Origin of the sequence: Limnohabitans sp. DM1 (assembly GCF_001269385.1) — a bacterium.
Lineage (GTDB): Bacteria > Pseudomonadota > Gammaproteobacteria > Burkholderiales > Burkholderiaceae_C > Limnohabitans_A.
This window is the reverse complement of the sequence record NZ_CXOO01000034.1, coordinates 48,415-64,413: the sequence shown is the minus strand read 5'-3', so window position 1 is coordinate 64,413 and position 15,999 is coordinate 48,415. Positions and strand designations below refer to the sequence as shown.

Genomic DNA, 15,999 nt, shown 5'->3' with positions numbered 1-15,999 from the left:
GGACGACACCCACATGGTCCGTTTCCTGCCCGAATTGCTCAGCCCGGACACCGTGCGCCAGGCCCGCGACCTGTTGCTGGCCCTGCCCGAATCGGACTGGGCGGACGGGCGGGACAGTGCAGGCCCGCAAGCCCGCACGGTCAAAGACAACCTGCAACTGCCGCACCAACACCCGGTGGCCGCGCAAATTCGCCACTGGGTGCTCGGTGGGCTGGACCAGTCGAGCACCTTCTTTTCAGCGGCCTTGCCTTTGAAGGTGTTCACACCCCGCATCAACCGCTACACGCCAGAATTTCCGCATTACGGCTGGCACATTGACAACGCGATTCGACTGCGTGCCGACGGCCAGCGCGTGCGCTGCGACCTGTCGTGCACCGTCTTTTTGAACGATCCCGATGACTACGAAGGCGGCGAGCTGAGTGCGCAAGACCAAAGCGTGGTGCACCGCGTCAAGCTGCCCGCAGGCCATGCCGTGCTGTACCCCGGCAACACCTTGCACGAGGTCACGCCCGTCACACGCGGGCAGCGCCTGGCTTGCTTTTTCTGGGTCGAAAGCATGGTGCGCTCAGATGAACAGCGCCGCATCCTGTTCGATCTGGACATGAACCTGCTCAAGCTGCGTGAACAACACGGCGAAACGCCCGAGACCACGGCTTTGACCGGGGTGTATCACCAGCTGCTGCGCCAGTGGGCCAACACCTGATCTGCCCCTTGAACCCGCACACACCATGACCCAGCCCATCGTCAACCTGCAAGACCACGAACACGCCGCACAAGCGGCGCTGAGCGAGGCGGCTTGGGCCTATTTCAGCGGCGGTGCGGCAGACGAAATCACACTGCGCCACAACGTGGCCGCTTGGCAAAGTCTGCGCTTGTCGCCGCGCGTGTTGCAAGACCTGCGCGGTGGCCACACGCGTTGCCGTTTGCTGGGCCGCGAATGGCCCATGCCCTTGCTGGTGGCGCCCATGGCTTACCAGCGCTGGGCCCATGCCGATGGGGAATCGGGCATGGCTTTGGCCGCCGCCGCGCAAGGCTGCGGCATGGTGTTGTCCCACCAAACCAGCACGCCTTTGCACGATGTGGCTGCGCTGGTGGCCTCCGACGGCGAACGTGGCCCCTTGTGGTTTCAGCTCTACTGGCTGACCGACCGGGGTGCCCTGCGCGAGCTGTTGGCACAGGTTGAAGCCGCTGGTTTTGAAGCCCTGGTGCTCACGGTGGACGCCCCGGTACACGGCGTGCGTGACCGCGAACGCCGCCAGGGCATGCCTTTGCCCGAGGGCGTGAAGGCGGCGCATTGGAAGGCCCCCGACAACAGCCCAACAAAAACCCACGCCCAAGGCCTGTGCGCTGGCTTGACCGATGCCGCGCCCACTTGGGCCGATGTGCAGTGGCTGATTGGCCAGACCCGCCTGCCCGTGCTGCTCAAGGGCATCATCCACCCGCAAGACGCTGTGCAAGCGCTGAATCTGGGCGCAGCAGGTGTGATCGTCAGCAACCACGGCGGCCGCGTGCTGGACACCCTGCCGGCCACAGCCGAGTTGCTGCCGCGCATCGTGCAAGCCGTTCGCCAGCACCACCCACAAGCGCCGGTGCTTGTCGATGGTGGTATCCGACGTGGCACCGACCTGTTCAAAGCACTGGCCTTGGGAGCCGATGCCGCGCTGATTGGCCGCCCTGCCCTGTATGGCCTGGCCCATGCGGGTGCCCGCGGTGCAGCGCATGTGCTGCGCCTGCTGCGCGACGAGTTCGAGGCCACCATGGCTCTGACGGGTTGCGCGCACCTTCAAGACATTGACAGAGACCGCTTGTGGCCTCTGCAGCCCGTTTGACGCCCCTTGATTTCCATTGAGCCCCTTTTATGCAAGCAGCCCATTTAGAAGAACCGATGCATCAGCCCCACCGCACGCATCCAAGCCGTACCTGGCGCGTGACTGGTGCGGTGATGCTGGGCCACGTTGGCGTGGCTTGCTTGCTGGGCAGCGGTTTATGGACCCGCGTGGCCCCCGCAGGCGCACCCGACAAGGTGATCATGGCCAGCGTGGTCATGGATGCCCCCGCCCCCGCCGCACCCAAGCCTGAACCGGCGAAACCCCAAATCCAAGCCAAAACCAAACCAGAACCCGAGCGGCAGCCTCAGGCCAAGCCCATCAGCCCTCCAGTGCAACCCGCGCCTGTGCTGTCACCTGCGGCCCCCAGCGATGCCGCGCCCATCGTGCCAAGCGCTGCGCCTTCAGCTGCAACGGCTACGGTCACGCCCCCTACCGCTGCCACACCGATGGCAGCAGGCAACCAGCGCCCGACCAACAACGCCACAGCGGCGGCCTTGGTGCTGCCGTCCACCAGCGCCGACTACCTGAACAACCCGGCCCCACCCTACCCGCGCCAGAGCAAACGCCTGGGCGAGCACGGCACCGTCATCATTCGCGTCTTGATCACGCCCGAGGGCCGCGCCGAAAAGGCCGAAATCCGAACATCCAGCGGTTACTTGCGCCTGGACGAGACAGCCCTTTCCACCGTGCAGCGCTGGCGCTTTGTGCCCGGCCAACGCAACGGCGCGCCCGAGGCCATGTGGTTCAACGTGCCCATCCGCTTTGTGCTGGACTGATTCGCCCCCACCGGCCCGACTGCCAACCATTTTTTGCCCGATCCCATTCACAGGAGTTTTTTCATGCCCGAATCATTTGGCCTCGCCCACATCTGGACCCAAGGGGACGCCGTCACCCGCCTGATCCTCATCGCCCTGATCGGCATGTCGGTCACCAGCTGGGTCGTCATCGTGCTCAAGGCGCTGGACGTGTGGAAACACAAACAAAGTGCCTTGAGCAGCGAACAGTTCTGGCACACCACCAGTCTGGCCGAAGGCTTGGCCGTGCTCAGCCACCGCCCGGACAACATGTTCCACACGCTGGCCCAAGTGGGGCAAGAGGCCACAGAACACCACCAGGCGGCGCAAAAACAGTTGCATGACCGTCTGGACGTGAGTGACTGGGTCACGCGCAGCCTGCGCAACTGCATTGACGACCACACCAGCCGCCTGCAAAACGGCCTGGCCATCCTGGCGTCGATGGGCTCCACCGCCCCGTTCGTGGGTTTGTTTGGCACCGTCTGGGGCATCTACCACGCGCTGGTGGCCATCGGCGCCACCGGCAACGCCAGCATCGACGCGGTGGCCGGCCCGATTGGCGAAACCCTGATCATGACCGCGCTGGGCCTGGCCGTGGCCATTCCGGCGGTGCTGGGCTACAACGCCCTGGTGCATGGCAACAAATTCGTCATCGCCCGCATGAACCGTTTTGCGCACGATTTGCACGCCTATTACGTGACCGGTGCCCGCGTGAGCCCGTCGGCGCAGGCCAATCTCCCATCCCACCTAGCTGCAGCGCATGTTGGCCACTGAGCACCTGACTCGCCGACAAGGAAACCCGCATGTCCTTTGAAATCAACGACAACAACGATGACGTGATGAACGAAATCAACATGACGCCCCTGGTGGATGTCATGCTGGTGCTGCTCATCATCTTCATCATCACCATCCCGGTGGTGCAACACGCCGTGAAAGTGGAACTGCCCCGCACCCCCAGCAGCCAAGACAAAACACCGCCCGAGAACTTGCAACTGGCCGTGGACAGTCAGGGCCAGTTCTTTTTAGGCCAACAGCCTGTAGCGACTGACGCGCTGGAGGATTCACTGCGCGAACACGCAGCCAAAGACCCGCAACCCCAGCTCTACATCCGGGGCGACAAAAAAGTGGCTTATGAACATGTGGCCCAGGCCATGAGCGCTGCGCAGCGTGCGGGGCTGGCAAAAATAGGTTTTGTGACCGAGGGCCAGAAACCATGAGCATCAAATCGCCTGTGACTGGGCCAACAGACACCACAAGCGCAACCATTGCGCCAGAAACGCCTGAGTCGCTGGCGGCTTCCCCCCGCAGCGCAAGCCGGTCAACCCGTCCGCGCACCCTGGACAGCCATGACCTCTTGGGCGAGCAGGCCCTGGTGCTTATTCGCCATTTGGGCGAAATCTATCGCCTGCAAACCACGCGGCAAGGCAAATTGATCCTGACCAAATAAAAACCCTGCAAGCATGCCGGGCGTGAAGTTCTCAAGACCCAACGGGAAATCCCCGCTGGCAGCCGTGGCCGTTCACAAAAACTTGACCCGCCCCTGCAAGGCTTGCAGCGTCACTTGCGGGGAAGCTGCCCCAGCCCCCACCACCACACCGCCCCCCGCCACCGGGGCCAGGCTGTCGAGCTGGAAACGGCCCACGCCCGGCGTCTGGCGGATGAAGCATTTTTCGTCGAAAAACAAACGGTCACCATTCGCATCGATCTCGTCGCTGTCGATGGTTTCAAAACCGATCAGCTGACGGATCGCCTCCAGCCCGCCATCCCAAGGGAAGGAGGTGATGGTTTTGGCGGTGGGGTCGATCACAAAACACGTCATCACAGGGCTCCTGGTGGGGGTAAAAAAACCGCCAGCTTAAACGGCTTCGGCGTGTGCGGGTGTTGTGGCGTCACTCACCGGCAAAGCAGGCATGCGGATCAGGTGGTCAAAAGCGCTCAAGGCGGCTTTGGCGCCCTCGCCTGCGGCGATCACGATCTGCTTGTAAGGCACGGTGGTGCAGTCACCCGCTGCAAACACGCCGGGCACATTGGTGTGGCCTTTGGCGTCCACCACGATCTCGCCAAATTTGCTCAGCTCCAGAGTGCCTTTGAGGAACTCGGTGTTGGGCACCAGGCCGATTTGCACGAAAACGCCTTCGAGCTCCACCCAGTGGTCATCGCCCGTGGTGCGGTCTTTGTAGCGGATGCCGTTGACCTTGCCGTCAGCGCCAGTGATCTCGGTGGTCTGCGCGTGAGTGTGCACCGTGACGTTGGGCAGGCTCTTGAGCTTGCTCACCAGCACCGCGTCGGCCTTGAGCTGGTCGGCAAATTCGAACACCGTGACATGGGCCACGATGCCCGCAAGGTCAATCGCCGCTTCGATGCCGGAGTTGCCGCCGCCAATCACCGCCGTGCGCTTGCCCTTGAACAAGGGGCCGTCGCAGTGCGGGCAGTAGGCCACGCCCTTGTTTTTGTACTCTTGCTCGCCGGGCACGTTGACATTGCGCCAGCGGGCACCGGTGGACAAGATGACCGAACGGGCTTTGAGGCTGGCGCCGTTGGCCATCTGCACCTCGATCAGGCCGCCGGGCTGGCTGGCGGGGATGATTTTGTCGGCACGTTGCAGGTTCATGATGTCCACTTCGTAGTGGCGCACCTGCGCTTCCAGAGCCGCTGCAAACTTGGGGCCGTCAGTTTCCAGCACCGAGATGTAGTTTTCAATCGCCATGGTGTCGTTGGTCTGACCGCCAAAACGCTCGGCAGCCACACCCACGCGTATGCCTTTGCGAGCGGCGTACACGGCAGCGGCCGCACCAGCCGGGCCACCGCCCACCACCAGCATGTCAAACGGGTCTTTGGCGCTGAGCTTGGCCGCGTCGCGTTCACCGGCATTCGTATCGAGCTTGGCCACGATTTCTTCGACCGACATGCGGCCCGAGCCGAACACCTGACCGTTCAAGAACACCATGGGCACGGCCATGATCTGGCGCGCCTCGACTTCGCCCTGGAAGGCACCGCCTTCGATGACAACGGTCTTGACCTTGGGGTTCACGATGGCCATGATCGACAGCGCCTGCACCACGTCAGGGCAGTTGTGGCAGCTCAGTGACATGTAGACCTCGAAATTGAAGTCGCCTTCCAGTACCTTGATGCTGTCGATCACGTCTTGCTCGACCTTCGGGGGGTGTCCACCGGTCCAGAGCAAGGCCAACACCAGCGAGGTGAATTCGTGGCCCAGCGGCAAACCAGCAAAGCGCACACCGGTACTTTGACCTTCACGCGCCACCACAAAAGAAGGCTTGCGAGCGTCGCTGCCGGAAGTGTCCAGCGTGACTTTGTCGGACAGCCCCACGATGGTTTCCAGCAGTTGCTTCATCTCCAGGCCAGTCTCGCTGTCGTCGAGCGTGGCGATCAGGCGAATCGGATGGCGCAACAGGGCCAAGTATTGCTGCAATTGGGCTTTGAGGGTGTCGTCGAGCATGGTGTTCTCCGGTTTCAGGCTGCAATCATCCCAGGCCCACGCTTGTGGCGGGGCCTCGGACAGAGGGTGGGGTTGGGGGAAATCGTTGAGGACAGCACACACCGGGCTTGTGGCCCTGTTGTGCTGTGCTCAACGCCCTGCGATACAGGGCGCAGAGGTCAAGAATTAGATCTTGCCGACCAGGTCGATGGAAGGAGCCAAAGTCTTGGCGCCCTCTTTCCACTTGGCGGGGCACACTTGGCCGGGGTTGGCGGCGGTGTATTGAGCAGCTTTGAGCTTGCGCAGGGTCTCGGACACGTCGCGAGCGATCTCGTTGGAGTGCACTTCGGCGGTCTTGATCATGCCTTCGGGGTTGATGATGAAGGTGCCGCGCAATGCCAGGCCTTCTTCTTCAATGTGCACGCCAAAAGCGCGTGTCAGCTGGTGTGTAGGGTCGCCAACCAAGGGGAACTTGGCCTTGCCCACGGCAGGCGAAGTCTCGTGCCACACCTTGTGCGAGAAGTGGGTGTCGGTGGTCACGATGTAGACCTCGGCACCGGCTTTCTGGAACTCAGCGTAGTTGTCGGCCGCGTCTTCGATTTCGGTGGGGCAGTTGAAGGTGAAAGCGGCAGGCATGAAAATCAGCACGGACCACTCGCCCTTGAGGGTTTCGTTGGACACTTGGACGAACTTGCCGTTGTGGAAGGCTTGGGTCTTGAAGGGCTGGACTTGGGTATTGATCAAAGATGACATGGTGTTTCCTTTGGTGGTTTAAAAAAACTATCGAATGAGATAACTCATTGGTTGCAATCATAATGCAGCCTAGGGTTTCTACTCATGAGTAGTTTCTATCAGCCTCATAGGAAAAAGCTTTCAACTCAGCCCTAACGATTTGATCTGCCAAACCCCTTGACCAAACCCACGGCCAAAGCCAGCCAAGCGAATATCCAGGCTGCGCCACCCCATGGCACCAGGGCGCGCAGAGCGTCCCAAGCCCACACATGCCGGGCATAAAGGTTGAAACTGAACAAGAGCAAACCGACCAGCATGAGCCAGCCTGCCGCCTGCAGCCAGCGAGACGCCCCGCAGACCCGCAGCGCCAGCCCCGTGAACAACAAACCCAGCGAATGGAATTGCTGCTGGCTCAAAGCGGTTTGCACCGCCGTGGGCACGCCCCCGGCAAACACCGGCAAATGCGCAAAGGCGGCGCTGAACACCACGCTGGTGCAGGCGCTGATCGCCCCCAAGGCCAAAAACCACCGGACCGACAAGGGCCAGGCTTCGGGCACGGAAAAGGACGATGGAGCAGACGAAGGGCTGGACATGGGGGCTGGGCGCAAAGCGATCAATGGAACCCGCGCATTGGAGCACGACTTTGTGCAACTGATTTGATTTGCGTCTGGCCCTGCGCCGCCAGCCCCTCACAGCAGCGGCCTGCGGTAGCCCCCCGCTTGCCCGCTGGGCGACAGCACCACCTGCCACAGCTGGTTGTCACGCGCCCTGAAAGTGCCCGCGCAACACAGCAGGTAATAGCGCCACATGCGGTAAAAGCGCTCGCTATAGCGGTCTTTCAGCGCGGGCCAAGCCGCCTCAAAGCGCTCGTGCCAGGCCATCAGGGTTTTGTCGTAGTCCTCGCCAAAGTTGTGCCAGTCTTCCATGACGAAGTGTTCCTCGCTGTAAAACGCGATCTCCGAGGCCGATGGCAGCGCCCCGTTGGGGAAAATGTATTTTTCAATCCATGGGTCGATCCCCGCCCCTGCCCTGTTTTTGCCGATGGTGTGCAGCAAAAAAAGGCCATCGTCCCGCAAGCAACGCCGGGCCATGTCGAAGTAAGCGCGGTAGTTTTTGTGGCCCACATGCTCGAACATGCCCACCGAGGCGATGCGGTCAAAGCGCTGCTCACCCAGCGGGTTGAACTGCCGGTAATCGGCCAGCTCAAAACGCACAGGCAAATCCCGCGCCTTGTCTGCGCCCAGCTGGGCTTGCGCTTTGGACACCGTGAGCCCCACGCACTGCACCCGGTAATGCCGGGCCGCAAACAGCATCAAACTGCCCCAGCCGCAACCGATGTCCAGCAGCGTCATGCCAGGTTGGAGTTGCAGCTTTTGGCAAATCAGGTCCAGCTTGGCCTCTTGCGCCTGAGCCAGGGTTTGGGCAGCGGGCCAGTAGCCACAGCTGTAGGCCATGGACGGGTCCAGCATGGCTTCGTACAAATCGTTGCCCAAGTCGTAATGCACCTCACCCACCTGCCAGGCCCGGTGCGGCGACTGCAAATTGGTCAGCCGCGCCTTCAGTGATGCCCACAGCCAACCGGCCCGTCCGACCTGCTCGTCCAGCCGCGCCCGCAAGATGCGGGTGATCAACTCGTCCACCTTGTCGCAATCCCACCAGCCGTCCATGTAGCTCTCACCCAAACCCAGACTGCCCCGTGTCAGGATGCGGTCGAACGTGGCCGGGTGGTGCACCCGCATGTCCCAAGGCCTGCCGCCCCCAACCCGAATATCGGCCGTGGCCAACAAGGCGCAAGCCCGACGCCAGTTGTCGTCGGTGCGCACCAAAGCCGTTTCCTTCGTGTCCCATGAGAGCTCTGAAGCCATGCGGTTCTCCTGTCCTGGTGCCAACCGGGCGATGCACCCGTGACCTTGACCATGCTAGAAAACCCAAGGCGCTCTGCACATCCAAACAAACCGGTACCCGCGTACTGTGTTTGCGGTAGGCACGGGGGCCATCAGAGGCTTGACCTCACCACTGCGCCCACTTTTGAGGTCGTGTTGTGCTTTGGCCGCCCATGGCCAAAGGGCATAATTGACGTTGACGTAACGTCAATCACATTCAGGAGCAAAACATGGACATTCAAGGCAAAGTTTTCATCGTCACCGGCGGCGCATCGGGTCTGGGCGAAGGCACAGCGCGCATGCTGGCAGCGAACGGCGGCAAAGTCGTGATCGCCGACATGCAGGCTGAAAAAGGGGAGGCCATCGCCAAAGAACTGGGCGGCGCTTTCGTCAAGTGCGACGTGAGCAACGAGACCGATGGCCAAGCCGTGGTGGCCCAGGCCGTGTCCATGGGCAAACTCATGGGCTTGGTGAACTGCGCAGGCATCGCCCCTGCCGAAAAAACCGTGGGCAAAAACGGCGCGCACAGCCTGGCCGTCTACACCAAGACCATCATGGTCAACTTGGTCGGCACCTTCAACATGATCCGCTTGGCGTCTGAGGCCATGTGCAAAAACGAGCCCGAGGCCACAGGCGAGCGCGGTGTGCTGATCAGCACGGCCAGCGTGGCCGCCTACGACGGGCAAATTGGCCAGGCCGCATACGCCGCTTCCAAAGGCGGCGTGGTCGGCATGACACTGCCCATTGCCCGCGACCTGGCGCGCAACGGCATCCGCAATATGACGATTGCCCCCGGCATCTTCGGCACCCCCATGCTGTTTGGCATGCCGCAAGAAGTGCAAGACGCGCTGGCAGCAGGCGTGCCCTTCCCCAGCCGCTTGGGCACCCCGCAGGACTACGCCAAACTGGCCAAGCACATCATCGAAAACGACATGCTCAACGGCGAAGTGATCCGGCTGGACGGGGCAATCCGCTTGGCTCCGAAGTGAGCTGAAGGCTTCTCTTTGCTCAAACAACAACAGGCCCCGAGGGGCCTGTTGTTGTTTGGAAATGGACAGCCATCGATCGACAGATCATCCCCCCCAAAAACCGTCTGGCAAAGGCATTCGCCCAATGGGTGAGCGCTCTTTGGCCCGCTCGGTGGCTTTCCACAAATCGCTTTGGGCCTGCAAAGCCAACCAATAACCCGGGTTCGTGCCCAAGGCCTCTGAAAGCCTCAAGTCCATGTCGGCCGACACGGCCGCATGGCCATTCAGAACACGCGACAGCATCACGCGGCTGATGCCCAAATGGCCCGCAAAAGCCGTCACACTGGTCTTCAAATCCTCCAACCACCCCGCCAGCATTTCACCGGGGTGGGCCGGGTTGTGCATCTTCATGACGCGCCTTTCAGTGGTAGTCCAAATAATCCAGCAATTCAACGTCCTGCCCCACAAACCTGAAGGTCAAGCGCCAATTGGCCTGCACAGTCACGGCATGAAATCCGTCCCGGTCGCCGCTCAGGCCATGCAAGCGCCATGAGGGACGCCCCAAATCCACCGGGCCTTGCGCCACGTTCAGCGCGGTGAGCAATTCACGCAAACGCTTGGCATGAATGGCCTGTATGCCTGACATGCGACCCGTCCTGAAATAAAGCTCAAGACCGTTGTGCCGGAAAGTGAGGATCATAAACTGTAAATCATGGGTTTACAAAACGAGGTTTTCAAGAAAATTTTCTGGCTTTCACGGCCTCTGAAATTCCCCAAAACAGCCAAACCATTTGACAGGTTTATTGAATATTTTCGAATTAACTGATGTGTATTATTGGCTGCTTTAAAAAAATAAAAACAGACCATCCAGCGCAGGCACCAGCTGGGTCTCCAATGAGTGACCAACGCCATCGAGCGCGAAGAAAGCCTCAGCACCCTCATCGTGCGGCCTCGACAACCTGGCCAGCACGCGACCGCTGACGCCATGAATTTCTCTTGAGTGCGGGGAAAGTTTGGCTATCCAACACATCCGGACTGTGTTGGCGCTCAAGGTCTGGAGCACACAAAACCAACCCCAAAACCTTCACACCCTCCCTGTCACGTATTCAATGGGTGCTGACCTGTATTGCCGCTAGCATCTCCTGAGGAGAAAGATCACATGAAAGCACACTGGCCTTTGAGCCTGATCATGTTGGCGTTATTGAGCGCCTGCAACACACAGCCGCCCGCCCAGGCCCTGCGCTACAACGTGCCAGATCTTGCCATCCAGCCCGAGGCGGCCAGTGGCAACACGGCCAAACCCGGCTGGGCCTACACGCGCCAGGCCGTAGCCGCCGCCAACCCGCTGGCCACCGATGCGGGGCACCAGGTGCTGCGCGCAGGCGGCTCGGCGCTCGATGCGGCCATTGCCGTGCAAATGGTTTTGGGGCTGGTGGAGCCGCAGTCGAGTGGCATTGGCGGCGGTGCATTTTTGCTGCACTTTGATGGCCAAAAAGTTACCGCACACGACGGGCGTGAAACGGCCCCCGCTGGCGCACGAGGCGACATGTTTCTAGACCAAGGCAAGCCCCTGCCTTTTGCGGATGCCGTGCAAAGCGGCCATTCGGTGGGTGTGCCGGGTGTGGTGCGCATGCTGGAGGTGGCCCACCGCCAGCACGGCCGCCTGCCTTGGGCACAGTTGTTGGCACCCGCCATCACGCTGGCCGAGCAAGGCTTTCGGGTCAGCCCCCGTTTAAACGCCTTGCTGAACGCCGACGCACTGCTCAAAAAAGACCTGCTGGCGCTGCGCTTTTTCTACCAAGCCGATGGGCAGGCCTGGCCTGTGGGCCATGTGCTGCGCAACCCCGAGTACGCCCATGTGCTGCGCCTCATCGCAGCCCAAGGCAGCCGCGCCCTGCACGAAGGGCCGGTGGCGGCAGCCATGGTGGCGCGCACCGCACAAGCCCCTCGCCCCGGCACCCTGAGTCTGCAAGACCTGGCCAACTACCAGCCCCGCATGCGCGAGGCCCTGTGTTTTGACCACACGGCCGCATCGCGGGCTTACCGCCTCTGTGGCTTTCCGCCACCGTCTTCGGGCCAGATCGCCATCGGCCAGATTTTGGGCATGCTGGGCCACACCGCAGCGCAAGGCCCCGAGCTGGCAGGCGCCCAGCCCTCCCCCGACTGGCTGCACCGCTACACCGAAGCCTCGCGCCTGGCCTTTGCCGACCGTGCGCAGTACGTGGCCGACCCGGATTTTGTGAGCGCACCCGCTGGTGACTGGCGCAGCCTGCTGGCCCCCGCTTACCTGCGCGATCGCAGCCAGCTGATCGGCAACCAAGCCATGAAAGCGGCCCCCCCAGGCCAGCCCGGTGACCAAAGCAACAGCTTCGCCCCCATGCCCACACAAACCGAATACGGCACCAGCCACATCAGCGTGGTCGATGCCCAAGGCCGCGCGGTGGCCATGACCACCACCATCGAAGCCGCCTTTGGCTCGCGCCGCATGGTCACCACCGACCCCACTCGCCCCGGCGGCTTTTTGCTGAACAACGAGTTGACCGATTTCAGCCTGGCCCCTGCCGACGCGCAGGGCCGCCCGATCGCCAACCGGGTCGAACCTGGCAAACGCCCGCGCTCGTCCATGTCGCCCACCTTGGTGTTTGACAAGGCCACAGGCCAACTGCTCATGAGCGGCGGCAGCCCCGGGGGCGCGGCCATCATCCACTACACCGCCAAGCTGCTCACGGGCACGCTGCACTGGGGCCTGAACGCGCAGCAAGCGATTGATCTGCCCAACTTCGGCTCGCTGGGCGGCCCCACTTTGCTCGAAGCCCAGCGCTTTGAGCGCAGCACCGTAGACGCCCTCAAGGCGCGTGGCCACGAGGTGCGCGAAATGGAGATGACCAGCGGCCTGCAGGCCATTGAGCGCACGCCCAGCGGCTGGTTTGGCGGGGCCGATCCCCGGCGCGAGGGCGTGGTGCGTGGGGACTGAGGCCAACTGAGGGTGTCTGAAACAGCGTCGGTCGCACACGTGACCGCATGAGGGAACTCCCGATACGAGCCACCTTGTCCAGGGGCCATACTGAGCGCTGAATCAGATACCCGATCAGGAGAGCCTTGTGAAAACCAACGACCCCACACGCCGCCAGTTTGTGCAAACCGGCATCGCCAGCGCCGCTACCCTGGCACTTCCCACCCTGGCCCAGGCGCAAGCCTTCCCGACGCGCCCACTCAAGCTGATTTGCCCCTGGCCTGCCGGCGGGTCCAGCGACATCGTCATGCGCGCCCTGGCCGATGGCGCCACCAAAGTGCTGGGTCAGCAGGTGGTGGTTGAAAACAAGCCCGGTGCCAGCGGCATGCTCGGCCCCAACGAACTGGTCAAGGCCGCGCCCGACGGCTACACCCTGTCGCAAATCACGATTGGCGTGGCGCGGCTGCCGCACATGCAAAAAATGCTGTTCGACCCGCTCAAAGACTTCAGCTATATCGCCTGCCTGACGGGCTACACCTTTGGCATCGTGGTCAAGGCCGACTCGCCGATCAAATCCATCAAGGACCTGGTCAGTTTTGCCAAGGCCAATCCCGGTAAATTCAACTACGGCTCGACGGGCAACGGCACCACGCCGCACCTTGCGGTGGAAGAGTTCGCCCTCAAGGCGGGCGTGCAGCTCACGCATGTGCCTTTCAAAGGCAGCTCGGACGGCTTGCAAGCGCTGTTGGGTGGCCACATCGACGCGCACAGTGACGCCACAGGCTGGGCACCCCACGTTGAAGCAGGCACCCTGCGCCTGCTGGCCACCTATGGCAGCAAGCGCACCAAGCGCTGGCCCAAAGTGCCCACGCTCAACGAACTGGGCTACGACACAGTGTCCGACTCCCCTTTCGGCATCGCCGGCCCTCGGGGCATGGACCCGAAGGTGGTGCGCAAGCTGCAAGACGGCTTCAAGAAAACCCTGAGCGACCCGGGCGTGATCGCTGCCTTCGAAAAATACGACCAGCCCGTGATCTACATGGACAGCGAGGCCTACACCCAGTTCATTTTGGCCAGCTATGTGAAGGAAAAGCGGCTGATCGAAAAGCTGGGGCTGGGCATCAAGATCTGAAGCGGGGTTTGCAGGCACCCGTCGGAGTCCGAGACGACCGACCTACAACAGGCCTTCACCGTAGGTCGGTACTCGCAGAGTCCGACGTTTTTCAATGCCCCCCATGCATCCATGAGCACCATTGATCATGATGCAAACGTCAGGGACTGCGAGCGTCGATCTACAAAAAACGGCAGCCGAGGCTGCCGTTTTTTTTTGGCTGCATCAGCCTATCAGTACGCCTGACCCAGCTGCCCCAAGATGGCGGGGTTTTCCAAGGTCGAGATGTCTTGCGTGATCTCTTCGCCTTTGGCCAGCGAGCGCAGCAGGCGCCGCATGATCTTGCCCGAGCGGGTCTTGGGCAGGTTCTCGCCAAAGCGGATGTCCTTGGGCTTGGCGATCGGGCCGATTTCCTTGGCAATGTGGTCGCGCAACTGCTTGGCAATGGCCTTGCCTTCTTCCGTGTTGGGCAGCGAGCGCTTGAGCACTACGAAGGCGCAAATCGCCTCACCCGTGGTGTCGTCAGGGCGGCCCACCACAGCGGCTTCGGCCACCAGCTCGGTGCAGCTGACCAGGGCCGATTCGATTTCCATCGTGCCCATGCGGTGACCGGAGACGTTGAGCACGTCGTCGATGCGGCCGGTGATGGTGAAGTAACCGGTTTTCTCGTCGCGGATCGCGCCGTCGCCGGCCAGGTAGTACTTGCCCTTGAAGTCTTCAGGGTAGTAGCTCTTCTTGAAGCGCTCGGGGTCGCCCCAGATGTTGCGGATCATGGAAGGCCATGGGCGCTTGACCACCAAGATGCCGCCTTGGCCGTTGGGCATGTCTTTGCCGGTTTCGTCCACGATGGCGGCCTGGATGCCGGGGAAAGGCAGTGTGCAGGAACCGGGCACCATGGGTGTGGCACCAGGCAGCGGCGTGATCATGTGGCCACCGGTTTCGGTTTGCCAGAAGGTGTCGACGATGGGGCAATTGCCGCCGCCCACATGCTTGTGGTACCACTCCCAGGCGGCGGGGTTGATCGGCTCGCCGACCGAACCCAACAAGCGCAGGCTGCTGAGGTTGTAGCTCTTGGGGTGCACAGCGTCGTTGGCTTCGGCGGCCTTGATGAGCGAGCGGATGGCGGTGGGCGCGGTGTAGAAGATCGAGACTTTGTGGTCCTGGATCATCTTCCAGAAACGGCCCGCGTCGGGGTAGGTGGGCACGCCCTCGAACACAATCTCGGTGCCGCCCAAAGCCAAGGGGCCGTAGGTGATGTAGGTGTGGCCCGTGACCCAGCCGATGTCGGCCGTGCACCAGAACACATCGTCGGCCTTCAGGTCGAAGGTCCACTTGGTGGTCAGCGCGGCATGCAGCAAATAGCCGCCGGTGCTGTGCTGAACGCCTTTGGGTTTGCCCGTGGAGCCCGAGGTGTAGAGCAAGAACAAGGGGTGTTCGGCACCGACCCACTCGGGCTCACAGGTGGTGGCTTGCTGGTCGGCCAGATCGGCCATCCACAGGTCGCGACCTGCAGTCATGGCAATGTCGGCACCCGAGCGCTTGACGACCAAGACATTTTGGATGGAGCCGCAACCGCCCAGGTTGATGGCTTCGTCCACGATGGACTTGAGGGGCAGCAACTTGCCGCCGCGCACCTGGTTGTCGGCGGTGATGACAGCGACAGCGCCCGTGTCTTCGATGCGGTCGCGCAGCGACTGGGCCGAGAAACCACCAAACACCACCGAGTGGGTTGCGCCGATTCGGGCGCAGGCCTGCATGGCGGCCACGCCGTCGATGGACATGGAGATGTAGATGACCACGCGGTCACCTTTTTTGATGCCCAGGCTCTTCAAGGCGTTGGCGTATTGGCAGGTCTTGGCCAGCAGCTGGCTGTAGGTGACCTTGGTCACTTCGCCGCCGTCGGCTTCAAAAATGATGGCGGTCTTGTCGCCCAGGCCGTTTTCAACGTTGCGGTCCAGGCAGTTGTAAGAGGCGTTCAGGGTGCCGTCTTCGAACCACTGGAAGAATGGTGCGTTGGACTCGTCCAGCACCTTGGTGAAGGGGGTCTTCCAGGTGATCAGCTCTTTGGCCAGACGTCCCCAGTAGCCCTGGTAGTCGGTTTCAGCTTCTTTGCACAGCGCTTCGTAGGCCGACATGCCCGAAACGTGGGCGTTTTTCACGAAATCGGCGCTGGGTTGGTAAACGATGGAACTCATCAGATTTGTCTCCTCAATGACATGACGTTTTTTGAAAATGGTGCAAATGTCGGCTTTCGCTCTTACAAAGCACTGACTGACAGCAGTCTTGCACG

Annotated in this window: 17 protein-coding genes; 9 read left to right on the top strand and 8 right to left on the bottom strand. The window is 61.9% G+C overall.

All coding sequences use genetic code 11. The features are described from left to right. Positions 1-13 precede the first annotated feature (13 nt). The 6 genes from AMM33_RS13970 to hemP all read left to right on the top strand — a co-directional run bounded on the left by AMM33_RS13970 (position 14) and on the right by hemP (position 4,070). Positions 14-703, top strand: coding sequence for a Fe2+-dependent dioxygenase (locus tag AMM33_RS13970; RefSeq protein ID WP_090141915.1), 690 nt, complete (start codon positions 14-16; stop codon positions 701-703). A gap of 25 nt (positions 704-728) precedes the next feature. Continuing rightward, positions 729-1,829, top strand: coding sequence for an alpha-hydroxy acid oxidase (locus AMM33_RS13965; protein ID WP_090141914.1), 1,101 nt, complete (start codon positions 729-731; stop codon positions 1,827-1,829). 56 nt (positions 1,830-1,885) lie between these two features. After that, entirely contained in the window at positions 1,886-2,605 is a 720-nt protein-coding gene (locus tag AMM33_RS13960) for an energy transducer TonB (protein WP_228768135.1), read from the top strand. Positions 2,606-2,668: 63 nt separating this feature from the next. Further along, positions 2,669-3,397 carry a MotA/TolQ/ExbB proton channel family protein gene (locus AMM33_RS13955; protein ID WP_090141913.1) on the top strand — a complete coding sequence of 243 codons (729 nt, stop codon included), beginning with the start codon at positions 2,669-2,671 and terminating at the stop codon, positions 3,395-3,397. A gap of 29 nt (positions 3,398-3,426) precedes the next feature. Continuing rightward, complete coding sequence (locus AMM33_RS13950) at positions 3,427-3,840, top strand: ExbD/TolR family protein (protein WP_090141912.1); 414 nt, start codon at positions 3,427-3,429, stop codon at positions 3,838-3,840. Continuing rightward, the gene (hemP, locus tag AMM33_RS13945; RefSeq protein WP_090141911.1) at positions 3,837-4,070 is read left to right on the top strand and encodes a hemin uptake protein HemP; all 234 of its coding nucleotides are present in this window, start codon (positions 3,837-3,839) and stop codon (positions 4,068-4,070) included. The genes AMM33_RS13950 and hemP overlap by 4 nt, the downstream gene beginning before the upstream one ends. 72 nt (positions 4,071-4,142) lie before the next feature. Here the strand turns inward: hemP and AMM33_RS13940 are convergent, their stop codons facing one another. From AMM33_RS13940 to cfa, 5 genes are all read right to left on the bottom strand, one after another. Next, entirely contained in the window at positions 4,143-4,442 is a 300-nt protein-coding gene (locus tag AMM33_RS13940) for a hypothetical protein (protein ID WP_090141910.1), read from the bottom strand. A 36-nt stretch (positions 4,443-4,478) separates the two neighbouring features. Then, entirely contained in the window at positions 4,479-6,083 is a 1,605-nt protein-coding gene (gene ahpF, locus AMM33_RS13935; RefSeq protein WP_090141909.1) for an alkyl hydroperoxide reductase subunit F, read from the bottom strand. 165 nt (positions 6,084-6,248) lie between these two features. Then, the gene (ahpC, locus tag AMM33_RS13930) at positions 6,249-6,815 is read right to left on the bottom strand and encodes an alkyl hydroperoxide reductase subunit C (protein WP_090141908.1); all 567 of its coding nucleotides are present in this window, start codon (positions 6,813-6,815) and stop codon (positions 6,249-6,251) included. A gap of 131 nt (positions 6,816-6,946) precedes the next feature. Continuing rightward, positions 6,947-7,387 carry a DUF423 domain-containing protein gene (locus tag AMM33_RS13925; RefSeq protein ID WP_090141907.1) on the bottom strand — a complete coding sequence of 147 codons (441 nt, stop codon included), beginning with the start codon at positions 7,385-7,387 and terminating at the stop codon, positions 6,947-6,949. 96 nt (positions 7,388-7,483) lie between these two features. Then, on the bottom strand, positions 7,484-8,659 hold the full coding sequence (gene cfa / locus AMM33_RS13920) for a cyclopropane fatty acyl phospholipid synthase (protein ID WP_090141955.1): 1,176 nt from the start codon (positions 8,657-8,659) through the stop codon (positions 7,484-7,486). A 248-nt stretch (positions 8,660-8,907) separates the two neighbouring features. On the opposite strand from cfa, the gene AMM33_RS13915 reads away from it, so the two are divergent. Next, positions 8,908-9,666 carry a 3-hydroxyacyl-CoA dehydrogenase gene (locus AMM33_RS13915; protein ID WP_090141906.1) on the top strand — a complete coding sequence of 253 codons (759 nt, stop codon included), beginning with the start codon at positions 8,908-8,910 and terminating at the stop codon, positions 9,664-9,666. An 84-nt stretch (positions 9,667-9,750) separates the two neighbouring features. Here AMM33_RS13915 and AMM33_RS13910 read toward each other — a convergent pair whose 3' ends face one another. Both AMM33_RS13910 and AMM33_RS13905 read right to left on the bottom strand, forming a co-directional pair. After that, positions 9,751-10,056: a HigA family addiction module antitoxin gene (locus AMM33_RS13910; protein WP_090141905.1), complete on the bottom strand. Its 306-nt coding sequence runs from the start codon at positions 10,054-10,056 to the stop codon at positions 9,751-9,753. 10 nt (positions 10,057-10,066) lie between these two features. Then, the gene (locus AMM33_RS13905; protein ID WP_090141904.1) at positions 10,067-10,345 is read right to left on the bottom strand and encodes a type II toxin-antitoxin system RelE/ParE family toxin; all 279 of its coding nucleotides are present in this window, start codon (positions 10,343-10,345) and stop codon (positions 10,067-10,069) included. A gap of 459 nt (positions 10,346-10,804) precedes the next feature. On the opposite strand from AMM33_RS13905, the gene AMM33_RS13895 reads away from it, so the two are divergent. Next, complete coding sequence (locus AMM33_RS13895; RefSeq protein ID WP_090141902.1) at positions 10,805-12,619, top strand: gamma-glutamyltransferase family protein; 1,815 nt, start codon at positions 10,805-10,807, stop codon at positions 12,617-12,619. Positions 12,620-12,746: 127 nt separating this feature from the next. Beyond that, positions 12,747-13,730 (top strand): Bug family tripartite tricarboxylate transporter substrate binding protein, encoded by a 984-nt coding sequence (locus AMM33_RS13890; protein ID WP_228768134.1) that lies wholly within the window; start codon positions 12,747-12,749, stop codon positions 13,728-13,730. A gap of 212 nt (positions 13,731-13,942) precedes the next feature. Here the strand turns inward: AMM33_RS13890 and acs are convergent, their stop codons facing one another. After that, positions 13,943-15,904: an acetate--CoA ligase gene (acs, locus tag AMM33_RS13885; protein ID WP_090141900.1), complete on the bottom strand. Its 1,962-nt coding sequence runs from the start codon at positions 15,902-15,904 to the stop codon at positions 13,943-13,945. Positions 15,905-15,999 lie beyond the last annotated feature (95 nt).